At 63.0% G+C, this 14,427-nt stretch carries 17 protein-coding genes; 10 read left to right on the top strand and 7 right to left on the bottom strand.

The genetic code is table 11. From position 1 onward, the window contains the following. The first annotated feature begins 1 nt into the window (after position 1). Positions 2-1,834: a dihydrolipoyl dehydrogenase gene (gene lpdA, locus IEX16_RS10110; RefSeq protein WP_188708361.1), complete on the top strand. Its 1,833-nt coding sequence runs from the start codon at positions 2-4 to the stop codon at positions 1,832-1,834. A 94-nt stretch (positions 1,835-1,928) separates the two neighbouring features. Here the strand turns inward: lpdA and soxA are convergent, their stop codons facing one another. Genes soxA through IEX16_RS10080 form a run of 6 tightly spaced genes read right to left on the bottom strand, consistent with a single transcriptional unit; the run spans position 1,929 to position 6,697 of the window. After that, positions 1,929-2,717 carry a sulfur oxidation c-type cytochrome SoxA gene (gene soxA / locus IEX16_RS10105; protein ID WP_188708360.1) on the bottom strand — a complete coding sequence of 263 codons (789 nt, stop codon included), beginning with the start codon at positions 2,715-2,717 and terminating at the stop codon, positions 1,929-1,931. Continuing rightward, positions 2,714-3,037: a thiosulfate oxidation carrier complex protein SoxZ gene (soxZ, locus tag IEX16_RS10100; protein ID WP_188708359.1), complete on the bottom strand. Its 324-nt coding sequence runs from the start codon at positions 3,035-3,037 to the stop codon at positions 2,714-2,716. The genes soxA and soxZ overlap by 4 nt, the downstream gene beginning before the upstream one ends. After that, complete coding sequence (locus IEX16_RS10095) at positions 3,037-3,522, bottom strand: SoxY-related AACIE arm protein (protein ID WP_188708358.1); 486 nt, start codon at positions 3,520-3,522, stop codon at positions 3,037-3,039. Before IEX16_RS10095 ends, soxZ begins: the two co-directional genes overlap by 1 nt. A 9-nt stretch (positions 3,523-3,531) precedes the next feature. After that, positions 3,532-3,981 carry a sulfur oxidation c-type cytochrome SoxX gene (soxX, locus tag IEX16_RS10090; protein WP_188708357.1) on the bottom strand — a complete coding sequence of 150 codons (450 nt, stop codon included), beginning with the start codon at positions 3,979-3,981 and terminating at the stop codon, positions 3,532-3,534. After that, the gene (locus IEX16_RS10085) at positions 3,978-6,197 is read right to left on the bottom strand and encodes a xanthine dehydrogenase family protein molybdopterin-binding subunit (RefSeq protein WP_229676282.1); all 2,220 of its coding nucleotides are present in this window, start codon (positions 6,195-6,197) and stop codon (positions 3,978-3,980) included. Before IEX16_RS10085 ends, soxX begins: the two co-directional genes overlap by 4 nt. Further along, positions 6,194-6,697: a (2Fe-2S)-binding protein gene (locus IEX16_RS10080; protein ID WP_188708356.1), complete on the bottom strand. Its 504-nt coding sequence runs from the start codon at positions 6,695-6,697 to the stop codon at positions 6,194-6,196. The genes IEX16_RS10085 and IEX16_RS10080 overlap by 4 nt, the downstream gene beginning before the upstream one ends. Positions 6,698-6,872: 175 nt before the next feature. Between IEX16_RS10080 and IEX16_RS10075 the strand changes: the two genes are divergently transcribed. Together IEX16_RS10075 and IEX16_RS10070 are read left to right on the top strand one after the other, a co-directional pair. Then, complete coding sequence (locus IEX16_RS10075; RefSeq protein WP_188708355.1) at positions 6,873-7,043, top strand: hypothetical protein; 171 nt, start codon at positions 6,873-6,875, stop codon at positions 7,041-7,043. Between the two features lie 50 nt (positions 7,044-7,093). Then, positions 7,094-8,092: a tripartite tricarboxylate transporter substrate binding protein gene (locus tag IEX16_RS10070; protein ID WP_188708354.1), complete on the top strand. Its 999-nt coding sequence runs from the start codon at positions 7,094-7,096 to the stop codon at positions 8,090-8,092. Between the two features lie 56 nt (positions 8,093-8,148). On the opposite strand, the gene IEX16_RS10065 is transcribed toward IEX16_RS10070, so the two are convergent. Further along, positions 8,149-8,697 carry a C40 family peptidase gene (locus tag IEX16_RS10065; protein ID WP_188708353.1) on the bottom strand — a complete coding sequence of 183 codons (549 nt, stop codon included), beginning with the start codon at positions 8,695-8,697 and terminating at the stop codon, positions 8,149-8,151. A gap of 272 nt (positions 8,698-8,969) precedes the next feature. Between IEX16_RS10065 and IEX16_RS10060 the strand changes: the two genes are divergently transcribed. From IEX16_RS10060 to IEX16_RS10030, 7 genes are all read left to right on the top strand, one after another. Then, positions 8,970-10,085, top strand: a complete 1,116-nt coding sequence (locus IEX16_RS10060) for a PQQ-dependent sugar dehydrogenase (protein ID WP_188708503.1) — start codon at positions 8,970-8,972, stop codon at positions 10,083-10,085. Between the two features lie 67 nt (positions 10,086-10,152). Continuing rightward, positions 10,153-11,001: an archaetidylserine decarboxylase gene (asd, locus tag IEX16_RS10055; RefSeq protein WP_188708352.1), complete on the top strand. Its 849-nt coding sequence runs from the start codon at positions 10,153-10,155 to the stop codon at positions 10,999-11,001. Positions 11,002-11,336: 335 nt separating this feature from the next. Then, entirely contained in the window at positions 11,337-12,287 is a 951-nt protein-coding gene (locus IEX16_RS10050) for a methyltransferase (RefSeq protein ID WP_188708351.1), read from the top strand. A gap of 30 nt (positions 12,288-12,317) precedes the next feature. Next, on the top strand, positions 12,318-12,503 hold the full coding sequence (locus IEX16_RS10045; protein ID WP_188708350.1) for a hypothetical protein: 186 nt from the start codon (positions 12,318-12,320) through the stop codon (positions 12,501-12,503). A 154-nt stretch (positions 12,504-12,657) separates the two neighbouring features. Beyond that, positions 12,658-13,071, top strand: a complete 414-nt coding sequence (locus IEX16_RS10040; protein WP_188708349.1) for a response regulator — start codon at positions 12,658-12,660, stop codon at positions 13,069-13,071. A 68-nt stretch (positions 13,072-13,139) separates the two neighbouring features. Next, positions 13,140-13,568, top strand: a complete 429-nt coding sequence (locus tag IEX16_RS10035; protein ID WP_188708348.1) for a hypothetical protein — start codon at positions 13,140-13,142, stop codon at positions 13,566-13,568. Positions 13,569-13,598: 30 nt separating this feature from the next. Next, positions 13,599-14,402 carry an MlaE family ABC transporter permease gene (locus IEX16_RS10030; RefSeq protein ID WP_188708347.1) on the top strand — a complete coding sequence of 268 codons (804 nt, stop codon included), beginning with the start codon at positions 13,599-13,601 and terminating at the stop codon, positions 14,400-14,402. Positions 14,403-14,427: the final 25 nt, after the last annotated feature.

Genomic DNA, 14,427 nt, shown 5'->3' with positions numbered 1-14,427 from the left:
CATGGCAACGATAGACATCCAGATTCCCGACATTGGCGATTTCGACGAAGTGACCGTCATCGAGGTGCTGGTCAAAGCCGGAGACAGCATTCAGGCCGACCAGAGCCTGCTGACGGTTGAAAGCGACAAGGCCTCGATGGAGATTCCGTCCAGCCACGCCGGTGTCGTGAAGGCGCTCAAGGTCAAACTCGGCGACAAAGTGAAACAAGGCACGGTGGTTTTGTCACTGGAAGCCGGGGGCGCCGCTGCAGCCCCGGTTTTAGAGCCAAAACAGGCTCCAGCCCCTGCTGCGCCTGCGCAAGCAGCTTCTGAAAAGATAGCGTCTGCAGCAGCAGCCTTCAACGGCAGCGCCGACCTCGATTGCGACCTGCTGGTGCTGGGCGCCGGCCCTGGCGGTTATTCGGCGGCTTTCCGCGCCGCCGACCTCGGCCTCAAGGTGGTGCTGGTCGAGCGTTACGCCACACTGGGCGGTGTCTGCCTGAACGTCGGCTGCATCCCGTCCAAAGCGCTGCTGCATGTGGCGGCCGTGATGGACGAGGTCAAACATTTCGCGTCGCTGGGCGTGAGTTTTGCCGAGCCCACGGTGGACATCAACAAGCTGCGCACCCACAAGGAAAAAGTGGTCGGCAAGCTGACCGGCGGCCTGGCCGCCATGGCCAAGATGCGCAAGGTCACTACCGTGCGCGGTATTGGCCAGTTCGTTGGCGCCAACCACCTTCAGGTCGATGAAACCGCCGGCGCCCAAGGCCAGGAAAAAACCGGCAAGAGCCAGACCATTGCGTTCAAAACCTGCATCATCGCCGCTGGGTCACAGGCAGTGCGCCTGCCTTTCATGCCAGACGATCCGCGCGTGGTGGACAGCACCGGCGCGCTGGCGCTCAAGGAAGTGCCCAAACGCATGCTGATCCTGGGCGGCGGCATCATCGGCCTGGAGATGGGCACCGTCTACAGCACGCTGGGCGCGCGCCTCGACGTGGTCGAGATGATGGACGGCCTGATGCAGGGCGCTGACCGCGACCTGGTCAAGATCTGGCAGAAGATGAACGCGCCGCGTTTCGACAACATCATGCTCAAGACCAAAACCGTGGGCGCGAAAGCGACAAAGGCCGGTATCGAGGTGACGTTTGCCGCGGCGGAGGAGGGCGGCACTGCGCCCGCGCCGCAGACCTACGACCTGGTGCTACAGGCCGTGGGCCGCACACCCAACGGCAAGAAGCTTGGGGCCGAGAAAGCTGGCGTCAGTGTCAGCGACCGCGGCTTCATCCCGGTGGACATCCAGATGCGTACCAATGTGCCGCACATCTTCGCGATCGGCGATATCGTCGGGCAACCCATGCTGGCGCACAAGGCGGTACACGAGGCGCATGTGGCCGCCGAAGTGATTGCCGGCGAGTTGCAGGGCAACAAGGAGCTCGCCAGCGCCGCCTTCAATGCGCGCGTGATTCCGAGCGTGGCCTACACCGACCCGGAAGTGGCATGGGTCGGCCTGACCGAAGACCAGGCCAAGGCCCAGGGCATCAAGGTCAAGAAGGGCCTGTTCCCCTGGAACGCCTCCGGCCGCGCGATTGCCAACGGACGCGATGAAGGCGTCACCAAGCTGCTCTTTGACGACAGCCCTGAGGCGCACGGACACGGCAAAATTCTGGGTGGCGGCATGGTCGGCACCCACGCCGGAGACATGATCGGCGAGATCGCCCTAGCCATCGAAATGGGCGCAGATGCTGTCGATATCGGCAAGACCATTCACCCGCACCCGACGCTGGGCGAAAGTATCGGCATGGCGGCGGAAGTGGCGCATGGCAGTTGTACCGATTTGCCGCCGGTGCGCAAATAAATTCAAACAAAAAAGGCCTGCGACCCCTGAATGGCGGGCGCAAGCAGCTATTGAATCGATAGCAGTTACTGCCGGTTGCTGTTGAATGCCAGGCTCAGGGCCGCACGCCCGGGGTCTCGCCAGGCAAACCTTTGGCACGCGCTGCCAGGTACAGCTCCAGCTCCACCAACTCCTGCGCACCATAGGCAAACGGCTCGGCGCGCACGCCGCTCATGCAGCCGCGCAGGCGCCGCTGCAACGAGCCCAGCGCTTGCCACTCGAGCCGATACACCGGGTAGCCGGTGGGATGGGCCTGCGGAATCACGCTGCTGCCGAGGCGGCCGCCGGCGTGGTTGTCGTGGCACTGGGCACAGGACAGGTTGAGCTGGCCCATGCGCTGCATGAATCGCTGTTCGCCTTGCCTGCGATAAGGTGCAAGTCGCTCGTCGGCCGGCGGCGCCAGCGGCAGGCCGCGTGACTGGAAGGCGACATAGGTCTCCAGGCTCAGCAGTTCCTGGCTTTCAGCGCGCAAGGGTGCCGACTGCTGATGGTGCTGGCGGCATTGGTTGATGCGCTGGCCTAATGTGACGGGGCGCAACAGCCGTTCATCGAACGCCGGATAACGCGCCGCGACGCCGCGCATGCTGCTGCTTGCTGCGGCATGGCAGGCCACGCAGGCCTTGCCGCTGGGCGCTACAGGCTGGCTCCACAGGCTTTCTCCCTCCTTGACCCACAACATCGCGGGATTGAGGGCGTCGTCCTTTTGCATGGCCTGGGTCGAGGGACCCATGAACTCGGAGCCCGAGCGGCGTGTGTCGATGCCAGCCGGCGTTTGCGCGAAGGCGCCAGAGCTTGTGGCCAGGAAGGCCAGCACGATCAGCCCGGCGTGTCCTGCCGCCCTCATGGGGTCACGGTGAGATTCACGTTTTCCGTCTGCGAAAACCCATTGTCACCTTCCCAGGTCAGCGCCAGTATTCCGCTGTTGGTGGCGACGGTGTGGAAGGCCAGGTAGGGATTGGCTGCAACTGCAGAGAACATTTCGGCGCTGAACACCAGTTCACCGTTGTAGCGGCAGCTCACGCGCCGGATGATGTCGCGCGGTACGAGTTTCCCGTCGTCACCGGGACGAAAACCGGTTTCCATCGGATGGGCAATGGTGGTGCGGATCTCGATCACCTCGCCGCGTTTGGCGGTGGTCGGCACATTGACAAGCGTGCGGGCCATCAGGGGTCACCCTCTATGCACGCCGCCAATGTGACGATCACGTTGACCGTGTGCGACCAGTAGCTGCCGTCGCTCAGTTGCGCGACAGCGACCAGTTGCTGCGAGGTCGCGAGGCGAATCCGTGTGCTGACGCTGGCTTTGCCGGCACGTGGACCCAGCGTGAACTTCGCCACATCGCGCTGCGGATTTTTCTCGTTGAACACAGCAATCGCCCTGACATGTTCACTCGCCGTCATCGGGCTGTCTACCGTCACGGTCAGGGGCACGACGTTGCCGTTGTCCACCAGCTCGGCAATGTCCATCCTGACTTTGCCGGGCCGCACCGGGGCGCCGCCGGCATAGCTGGCCACTGCGGCGGCCAGCTCATTGCTGACCGCGCCTGCAGGGCCAATGCAAATCCAGGCGCCAAGCGTCGTGGCACCCTCCAGTAAACGGCGCCGGGTGAGGGTGGGCGAAGTGGCGGGACGGGTCGAGGAACGGCGCATGGTGGGCACTCAATCACGCAGGGTTCGCAGGAAAGCGACCACATCTTCAATCTGCTGCGCCGCCAGCAGCGGCTGGCCCTGCCACGCGGCGCCCACCCGGTTCAAGCCATCGGCCTGGTAGTAGGCGGGCATGATGGTCTGCGGGTTCAGGCGCCGGGCATCGACCATGCGCAGGCGCAGCTGGCCCTCGGACCAGCGCGCGCCTGTGCCGGTCAGGTCGGGCGCGAGATTGCCCTGGAATCGTTCTTCAGGAAGTGGTCCGGCATGGCACAGCAGGCACAGGCCGGTTTGCCGGTTCGCAACAATTGCGCGACCGCGCGCTGCGTCACCGGGCACGCCGGTCAGGGAGTCGGGGAGGGCAGCTGCTGGGCCTTGAGCGGGAGACACGGCGGGCAGGAGCAGCAGCGTGGCCGCTGCAAGCGACTGCACCAAGGCCGCCGCCCATGCCCGCTGCGTCATGCCTTCAGGCTGTGGTTCTTCAGCGGCAGTTCGCGGATGCGTTTGCCGGTCGCCGCAAAAACCGCATTGAGCACAGCCGGCGCCGCCACCGCAATCGTCGGCTCGCCGACGCCGCCCCAGAAACCGCCCGAGGCGACGATGATGGTCTCCACGGCCGGCATGTGCTGCATCTGCACCACCGGGTAGGTGCTGAAGTTGTCCTGCTCGATGCGGCCGTCCTTTTGTGTGCATTCGCCGAACAGCGCGGCTGACAGGCCGTAGGCAAATGAGCCCTCCACCTGGGCCTCGATCTGCTGCGGGTTCACCGCGTAGCCCGGGTCGGTGGCAGCAACGATGCGGTGGATTTTCAGCGCGCCTTCCTTGTCCACCGAGACCTCGGCGCAGGCCGCCACATAACTCCCGAAGCCCATGGTCTGCGCCAGGCCCCGGTAAACCTTCTGGCCGCGCACGTCCGGCGGGGGTACGTCCCAGCGGACACGTTCTGCCACCGCGTTCAGCACCGCCAGGTGTTTGGGGTGGCTGGCCATGAGCTTGCGGCGCAGCGCCAGCGGGTCCTGCTGCGTCGCCGCAGCGATCTCGTCGAGAAAACACTCCAGGTAAATGGTGTTCTGGTTCAGGTTGACGCCGCGCCAGAAGCCCGGCGGCACGCTGGGGTTGCGCATCGCGTGGTCGATCAACAGGTTGGGAAAGCTGTAGCCGATGGAGGCTTCCGGCCCCGGCGCATTGAGGCCCTGGAACTGCACCGGGTCCAAGCCGTTGCGGATGCTCTGCGGCGCCACACCCGCCAGGATGGACTGGCCCGAGATACGCATGTGCAACGCGGTGATATTGCCTTGCGTATCCAGCCCCGCCTGGAGCTTGCACTGCGTGATCGGGTGATAGCGGCCGTGCAGCATGTCCTCCTCGCGCGACCACAGCAGCTTGACCGGCACGCCCGGCATCTGTTTGGCGATGTCCACGGCCTGGCGCACCCAGTCATGTATCGCGCCGCGCCGGCCAAAGCCGCCGCCCAAATGAATCTTGTAGACCTCGCACTTCGAGGCAGGCAGGCCGGCGGCTTCCGAGGTTGCGGCCAGCGCAGCTTCACCGTTTTGGGTCGGTGTCCAGACCTCGCATCGCTCGGGCGTCCAGCGCGCGGTGGCGTTCATGGGTTCCATGGTGGCGTGGTTCTGGTGCGGGTAGGCATAGACCGCTTCGATGCGGCGCGCGGCCGAAGCCAGCGCCGCTTTGGCGTCGCCGTTCTGATTGCCGACCGCCGCATCGGACGCGTCGAGCCCCGCCTTGAGCATCTGCGCCACGCTGGCGCTGGAGTTGGCGACGTTCGGGCCGTTGTCCCACTCGATGGGCAGGGCGTCGAGTGCAGTCTTGGCGCGCCACCAGGTGTCGGCCACAACCGCCACCGCGCTGTCGCCGACGCGCACGACCTTTTTGACGCCAGGACGCTTTTCAATGGCTGCCGCGTTGAAACTTTTGAGCTTGCCGCCGAACACCGGGCAGTCCTTGATGGCTGCATTGAGCATGCCCGGCATGGAGAGGTCGGCGCCATAGATCTGCCGGCCGGTGACCTTGTCCAGCGTGTCCAGCCGCGCCAGGCGTTTGCCTACAAGCTTCCAGTCTTTCGGGTCTTTCAGAGCGACCTGGGCCGGCGCCGTAAGTTTGCCGGCGGCGGCGGCGACTCTGCCGTAAGTCGTGGTGCGGCCGCTGGGCGTGTGCGTGATGACGCTGGCGGCTGCGCGGCATTCGCCAGCCGGCACTTTCCATTCGTCGGCCGCTGCCTGCACCAGCATCAAACGCGCGGTGGCGCCGCCCTTGCGCACATAGTCGTGCGACTCGCGGATGCCGCGGCTGCCACCGGTCGAAAAATTGCCCCAGGCGCGATTGCGTGCCAGGTTCTGGCCGGGTGTCGGGTATTCGGTGGTGACTTTGGCCCAGTTGCATTCGAGCTCCTCGGCGGCGAGCTGGGCCAGACCGGTCAGGCTGCCCTGGCCCATCTCGGAGCGCGCGATGCGGATGACCACCGTGTCATCGGGATTGACCACCACCCAGGCATTGATTTCCGGCGCGGGACTGGTTTGGGCCAGCGCCTGACCCGCGAGCGGGATGTGGAAGGCCACGACCAGCCCCGCGGAGGCGGAGGTGGCGAGGAAGCTGCGGCGGTTCAAAGCGCCCGCAGACATGGGAAGAAACTCCGAAGGTGCAAGGGCCTGCTGCTTCATGTCGTGCTCCCGTCGGTGTGCTGGATCGCCAGCGCAGCGCTTTTGGTGTTGCCGCCGGCAGCCACTACCTTGATGGCCGCCCGTACCCGGTTGTAGGTACCGCAGCGGCAGATGTTGGTCATGGCCTGGTCGATATCGGCGTCGGTCGGGTTGGGTTTGGTTTTGAGCAGGGCGACCGCCGTCATCACCATGCCGCACTGGCAGTAGCCGCACTGCGGTACATCGAGCGCGGCCCAGGCTTTTTGGACCGGGTGCGAGCCGTCGCGTGACAGGCCCTCGATAGTCACGATTTTCTGATTGGCGCCGACGCTGGAGACTGGTCGTACGCAACTGCGTGTGACTACGCCGTCGATGTGCACAGCACAGGCGCCGCATTGCGCGATGCCGCAGCCGTACTTGGTTCCGGTGAGCCCGAGCTGCTCCCGGATGACCCAGAGCAGGGGGGTGTCACCCTCCGCCTGAAACTCCCTAACGCTGCCGTTGACGTTCAGTTTGGCCATGGTTGCGCTCCTGTTTTTTCAGAATGTGGACCGGTAAACCCGATAGATGGTAGCGCTGGCATTGCCCAGGCGCACCCCATATAGCTATACCTGAGTAAAGTACTGACCTGCATGGGCCAAGGATACGATTTCAACGCCGCCACCGTGCGTACCGCCTGTAAACCGGGTGTCACCCATGAACGCCGACGGCATTCGCAGCGTGAACAAAGCAAAAATCGGGAACAAGGCACCGGCAATGCGTCTGGCTGGTCTTGACAATCATTCTGATTCCGCTTTGCAGAACAACACGCGTCGCGAAGGTGCCAGAGATGCGTGTTTAGGCGGATTTTGGGGGCAAACCCGCTAGGCGCATGACTGAGCGTCGTCCCAGAATAGGTTTTCCCTTTTGGAGAAACCATGGTTGACCCCGCTTCCCCGCGCACGCTGTCGCGACGCTGCTTTAATCTCTCCATCACGGCCGGTGCCGCCACCGTGTGTGCACCCTTGCTGGCACAGCCGGCATGGCCGAACAAGCCGATCCGCATCATCGTGCCTTACACACCGGGCGGTTTCACCGACCAGATGGCGCGGATGGTTCAGGTGGGCCTGCAAAACCGCCTGCAGCAAACCGTCACCATCGACAACAAGCCGGGCGCCAACAGCATCATCGGGGTGGACCTGCTGGCCAAGGCCCCGGCCGACGGCAGCACCTTTGCGGTGGTCATTGCAGCTTATGCCGCCAACACCACCCTGTATCCCAAGCTGCCCTATGACCCCCGCAAGGACCTGACCGGCGTGTCGCTGATGGGGGTATCGCCGTTGCTGGCTGCCGTCAACAACGACGCGCCTTTTAAAACCGCGAAACAGCTGATTGACTACGCGCGCGCCAACCCGGGCAAGATCAGCTTTGGCTCCTCAGGCAATGGGTCGGCCGCACATCTGACCAGCGAGTTGCTCAAGGCCATCACCAAAATCTATATGGTGCACATTCCCTATCGCGGCGCGGTGCCGGCGCTGACGGATTTGATCGGTGGGCAGATTCAGCTTTTCTTTGACGCGCCCACTGGCTTGATCAACCAGGGCAAGGCTGGCAAGGTGCGCCTGATCGGCGTGGCCAGTGACCGGCGCCTGCCAGCAGTGCCCGATGTGCCGACCTTTATCGAGCAGGGGTTTGCGGGCTTCACCGGCAGCACCTGGGCCGGCATGCTGGCGCCCGCAGCGACGCCCAAAGACATCGTCAAACGCATGTCGGACGAAGTGGGGCGCATCATCCGCAGCGACGAGACACGCGCGCGGCTCGACGCCATGGGTACTTTTGGGGCCGGTGGCACGCCCGAGGAATTTGATGCGTTTATTGCCCTGGAAACCACCAAGTGGGCCAAGGTGATCCGGGATGCAGGAGTCAAAGCGGAATAAGCGCTGGAAAAGGCCCGAAAAGGCCGGCAAGCAGGCGCCAGCGCGGCGCTGAGTGTTTATTCGCCCGAAGTGTTCGTGGGCAGGCCGCCCTGCACGCGGCGAGCGCCGTCAAAACGGCGCGCCCAGTAAGCGACCCCCATGCTTTCAACGCGGACTTCGGCGCCCGGTTTGGGAGCATGGATGAACTTGCCGTCGCCGACATAAATGCCGACATGGCTGAAAGCCCGCTTCATGGTGTTGAAAAACACCAGATCACCCGGCTGCAGTTCAGTCCGGTCAATGTTCTGGGTGGCGGCGGCCTGTTGCTCGGCGCGGCGCGGCAGGATCAGGCCGACGGTTTGTTCATAGATGGCTTTGACAAAACCACTGCAGTCCACACCGGTTTCCACCGAGTTTCCGCCGCGCCGGTAAGGCACACCGAGAAACCCCATGGCATTGATGACCAGTTCGGACGCCTTGTGACCGACCGACTGACGCACTTGGTCAATCCGGTTCAACAGGCCTTTGTCGGACAGGAATTTGTCCATCTCGTCGCCGGAATGGCCGGGGCTGGCGTGCGCCGTGGCGACAAGCAGAAGGCTGGTGACGAGCAGGGTGAAACGCATGGGCGCTAGAGTACTTGAAGGACCAGTCCTACGTCAAGCTAAAGTTTTTTCTAGATTACGTTGTTAAACCATTGATTTGTAACGACATTAAACAAAATGCCTTTTTTCCTTCAAAAGCGCTGCAGGTGGCGACAAAGCCGCCGTGCCTGCACTGGCAATGGCTTGATGGCATATTGACTGTTCGTCTGGCCCAATTGGGCCCCTTCTGCACCACAGCAAGAAAACGAGAGGTAAATATGCCTTCAGCCCATACCGGTCATGCGCGAGCAGCTATGTTTTTAGTAGCGTTTTCAGGTTGGGTCGCGGTCAGCACGGCGCAAGCGCAAGGCGTGCGATCCGAGGTCGTTGCCACTGGCTTGCAAAATCCCTGGGCTGTCAGTTTTCTACCGCAAGGCCGCTTTCTGGTGACCGAGCGCCCTGGTCGCATGCGGGTGATCGAAGCCGATGGCCGGCTCGGCCCGCCTTTGCCGGGTTTGCCTGCCATTGACGTCGGCGGGCAAGGCGGCCTGCTCGACGTGGTGGTCGATGCGGATGTTGCGGCCAACCGGCGGGTTTACTTTTGTTATTCAGAGGCTGCGGCGTCGGGCGGAAACAGCACGGCGCTGGCCAGCGCGGCCCTGGCGGCGGACAATTCGCGGCTTGAAGATGTCAAGGTGATCTTCAGCCAAAAACCCAAGTTTGCCAGCAGCGCACATTTTGGCTGCCGCATTGTCGAGGGCAGCAAAGACGGTAAACCCGACGGCACGCTGTTTTTGACGCTGGGTGACCGCTATTCCCGCATGCAGGACGCGCAAAAGCTCGACAACCACCACGGCAAAGTGGTTCGCATCAACAAGGACGGCAGCGTGCCCAGGGACAACCCCTTTGTGGGCCGGGCCGGCGCATTGCCCGAAATCTGGAGCTACGGCCACCGCAACCTGCAGGGCGCGACGCTGGCACCCGACGGCAGCTACTGGACCCATGAACACGGCCCGCAGGGCGGCGATGAAATCAATCTGCCGCAGCCGGGCCGCAACTACGGCTGGCCGGTGATCACTTATGGCGAGAACTACGGCGGCGGCAAGATGGGCGAAGGCATCACCGCCAAAACCGGTCTGGAGCAGCCCTTGCATTACTGGGTGCCGTCGATTGCACCCTCAGGCATGGCGTTTTTGAGCAGCGACAAGTACGGCAAGGCCTGGCAGGGCAACCTGTTTGTCGGGTCGCTGAAGTTCGGTTACCTCAACCGCATCGAACTGAACCAGCCCTTCAGGGGCAAGGTGATGCGCGAGCACAAGTTGCTGGAGGGCGGTGGCCGCGTCCGTGACGTGCGGCAGGGCCCGGACGGGCTGCTGTATGTGCTGACCGACAGCCCGCAGGGCCGGCTGCTGCGCCTGCAGCCACAGTAAGCATGAACGGGGAAGCCTCCACCTGCATCGATAGAATGGGCGCTTTCCCTGACCAGAGTGAGCCTGCGTGTCCGAACGATCCGAAGTCCTGTTGCAATACCTTCTGCCCAAACGGGCGATCACCGAGTTCGGCCGCCATATTGCGTCCATGCGCGGCGGTGCCATCACCACGGGCATCATCCGCTGGTTCATCGGCAAGTACGGCGTCAACATGGCCGAGGCGGCCAACCCGAATATCAGCAGCTACGCGAGCTTCAACGATTTTTTCACGCGGGCACTCCAAGCCGGCGCGAGGCCGCTGGCCGACGCCGATCTGATCTGCCCGGTTGACGGCGCGATCAGCCAGTTTGGCGCCATCGCGGGCGATCAGATTTTCCAGGCCAAAGGCCACCACTATTCGACCACCGCCCTGGTCGGTGGCGACCGGGAGCTGGCCGCGCGTTTCGACGGCGGCAGCTTTGCCACGATTTACCTTAGCCCCAAGGACTATCACCGCATCCACATGCCGGCCGACGGACGATTGAGCCGCATGATTTATGTGCCGGGAGAGCTGTTTTCGGTCAACCCGGCCACGGCGCGTGGTGTGCCGGGCCTGTTTGCACGCAACGAACGCGTGGTTTGTGTGTTCGAGTCGGCGCGCGGCCCTTTTGTGCTGGTGCTGGTGGGGGCCACCATCGTCGGCAGCATGGCGACGGTCTGGCATGGCGTCGTCAATCCGCCGAGGACGCGCGAAGTGCGCGATTGGCGTTATGACGCCGAGCCGGTGGCACTGCGGCAAGGCGAGGAGATGGGGCGCTTCCTGCTCGGCTCCACCGTCGTGCTGCTGTTTCCGCAGGGACCCTGCCGTTTCAACCCTGCCTGGACGCCGGGTGCGGCGGTTCGCCTGGGTGAAGAAATGGCTGGTTTTGCGGTCTGATGTCCCGCCTACGCTACGAATTGCATAGCGGCATCAGTCCGTAGCAGGTGGGCCGCAGCCCTGTCCCGGGGCTGCGCTGGAGTGTGGGTCGCGCCTTGACCTCACCTACCTGATCTTCATCCATTTCCTACATGGGTGACCCGACCCGCGTCCTAGTCTGATTCCATTGGACAGTGCTTGAATCGCAACCGGCGGTTCACGCTGGGCCGCGGAGCATATGTGATCAAGAAGTTTTTCAACCGTGCGGAACCCACCGTGGACACTCGCATGGCGGCCGGGCCGGAATATCCGGGCCGCCTGGCCTGCGTTGCTGCCCGGGCAAGCTGGGCTTGCTGATGCTTACGCCTGACGGGGGGGCCACATTTGACGCCGCACTCAGGGCCTTGCTGCAACATTTGCGAGAGCAGGCTTACGAATTCACCACGGTCACTCCGCTCACACATGCGCGGGTGCTGGCGAACCGGCAGGGCATTCCGGCCACCAACTTGCGCGATATTTTTGGCTGGTCCCTGGGCTTTTCTGAACGGGCCATGCCGGCCGCCCTGCTGGACTTGCTGCTACTGCACGGCCTGGTGTTGCGCGAAGATACGCTGTACCGCAGTCGCGTCAGGGTAGCAAGTTTTGACGGTGACTTGTTCGTGCATTCGGCGTTTCCCACGCTGGCCAACGATGCCGTTTTTTTCGGCCCGGACACCTACCGCTTCCTGAACCTGATCCGCGATCACATACCGGTGGCCGCTGCAGGCAAGCCACTGCGAATCGCGGACGTGGGATGCGGCAGTGGCGCCGGTGGCATCCTGGCGGCGCGTCTGCGCGTGGGCGCGCAAGTCACGCTCAATGACATCAACCCGCTGGCCCTGCGATATGCCGGCATCAACTCGGCCTCGGCTGGTGTAGACGTTGAGCTTGCGGCGGGCGATGCATTGTCCGCCGTCACGGGTGATTTTGATGTGGTGCTGTCGAACCCCCCTTACCTTGAAGACGACGCCGGGCGTGCCTACCGGCATGGCGGTGGAGATCTGGGCCGGGCACTGAGTGTAAAGATAGGCGCCCAGGCCCTGCAGCGCCTGCTGCCGTGCGGACGGTTGATTCTGTATACCGGTGTCGCGATCGTGAACGGTGTTGATCATTTCATCCGGGAGATGGAGCCATTTCTCGGGCAGGCCGGCTGCACCTACACCTATGCCGAAATCGACCCTGACGTCTTCGGAGAAGAGCTGGAACGGACGCTGTACCGCCAGGCGGACCGGATCGCCGCCGTCGGGCTGGTCGCCGTGAAGGCATGAACAGTCTTGAATGAACATCAAAGGATCGTTATGCGCAAACCATCAGACTCCAAGGAATTGAAAGCCACGAAGACCGCCGATGACGCGGGCCCGCAGGCCAGCCGCGCCGGTGCCACGATGGTCAACGCCTGGCCATTTGCGCCTGGTTCGCAGCTGGGAAAACAGGTGGCCAAGCCCTGGTCCCCCAAGCGGTCCTATCGATTCAATCAGCGCTGAGGCCGGGTCTTTGCTGGCGCTGTGTCGGCAACTCTGACGCCCTGCATGGATTTGCACAAAAGCTGCGTTGAGCTTGTCGTTCAGGGCGTGGCTGGGTTGGGCGGTGCGTCCACTCTGCCGTGGCGTCTACACTTTGGGCAACAGTGGAACTCAGATGCGGGTAAAAGATACACATCACAACACCCGGAAGGGACACCCCTCGCTCAAGGTATTTCTTGTTGAGGACAACGTGGTGCTGCGCAACATCATTGCGGATGCGCTGCGCGACATACCCTCGGTGGAAGTCCTGTTTTATGCGGACAACGAAATCTCTGCGACCAACTGGCTGTCGTCCAACGACAGCGCCTGGGATCTCGTGGTGGTGGATCTGCATCTCAAAAAAGGCAGCGGCGTGGGTGCACTGAGCTGGTGTACCACGCGCCGGCCTGAGCAGCGGGTGGTGGTTCTGAGTGGGGAACTCACCGATGCTATGCGCCAGAAGTGCCTGGCCTTGCGCGCGGATGCGGTGTTCGACAAGGGGACCGAGATGGACGACTTTCTCAATTACTGCAAGTCACTCGCCGCCTGAGCGGCATGTCGCATGGCCTAAACTTGTGTGCCGCGCTGAGATGGCGCGTCATTTATTCTGGAGACGGCATGACCGTGTTATTTCGCGAGCAACTTCTCGCAGCCTCCGAACAAGCTATGTTTCCTGCCGAAAAAACACGCGACCCGCAGACCGGCGAAGAGTCGCTGGACCCGGCGTCTGCCGCATCGATTGCGCAGATATTCGACTTATTCGGTATCAGCGCCTTGACACCGGAGGATGAGGATTTCGACCGCGTCATCAACACCACCTGCACGCTGGCCGTGGAGGTCGCGGCGCATGTGCAGGAGCTGGATCAGGTATCGGGTGTGCTGGACGCGCTTGAAGACGCGGCCGATTGGCATGCTGACTACCGCGCCTATGTCGGTGCATTGTGGCGGGGTGACCGCGAGGGCATTGCCAAAGCTGCGGACCGGCTGAAACTCACAGGCGGCATGCCCAATGGCTCCTTGCCGCTGGACCAGGGTCCGCTCGCCTGAGTTCGCGCCCCTCACGACTATCATGGATGCATGACCTCAACGGCCCGCATTTTTTCTTCGCTTTCTCTGCTTAACCGCAAGGCACGCGACTGGCTGCTGGGCTGGTGGCGACTGATTTACCTGGGCGCAATGATTCTGGTGCTGGCCATGTCGCCCTCAAGCTACGGCCGCGCTCACCGCCGTGTGCTGGCCGCACACATCTACCGCAACACGGCACCCAACCTGCTCGGCTTCACGTTGATGTGCGCGCTGATCACGGTGGTCATCACGCGCATCGTGATCGTCACCGCCATCAGTTACGGCTTGTCGCAGTACGCGCTGCAGGTGGTGATTCGGGTGTTGGTGCTGGAGCTGATTCCGCTGACGGCCGCGATGTTTGTGGCGCTGCGCTGCGCCATTGCCAGTGGCGTCGAGTTGTCCCAGATGCGCCGCGACGGTAGGCTTGAAGCGCTGCAGCAGCGCGGCGTGGACCCGGTCCGCCACGAAGTGTTGCCGCGCGTAACGGCAGGCATTTTTTCGACGATTACGCTGGCCGCGCTCAGTTGCGTGGTGGCACTGGTGATGGCTTACCTGGCGGTGTATGGCTTCACGCTGTCTGGCGTGTCCACCTACACACGGCTGTTCGGCCAGGTGTTCAACCCGGAGGTCACGCTGATTTTTCTGCTCAAGACCTTGTTTTTCAGCTTGGCGGTGTCCCTGATTCCGATGGCCTCGGCCCTCTACGATTCGACGGCACCGCGCCTGCGCGCCAGCGCCGAGTTGCGCATGCTGGTGCGCATGTTCGCTGTGATTCTGTTGATTGAGGTGTTGTCCCTTGTCGGCAACTACTATTGAAATCCGGTCCTATCCCCATGAATCC

It is taken from the genome of Polaromonas eurypsychrophila (assembly GCF_014641715.1).
Taxonomy (GTDB): Bacteria; Pseudomonadota; Gammaproteobacteria; order Burkholderiales; family Burkholderiaceae_C; genus Polaromonas; species Polaromonas eurypsychrophila.
Note: the sequence above shows the minus strand (reverse complement) of the source record. Positions and strands in the feature narration are given on the sequence as shown.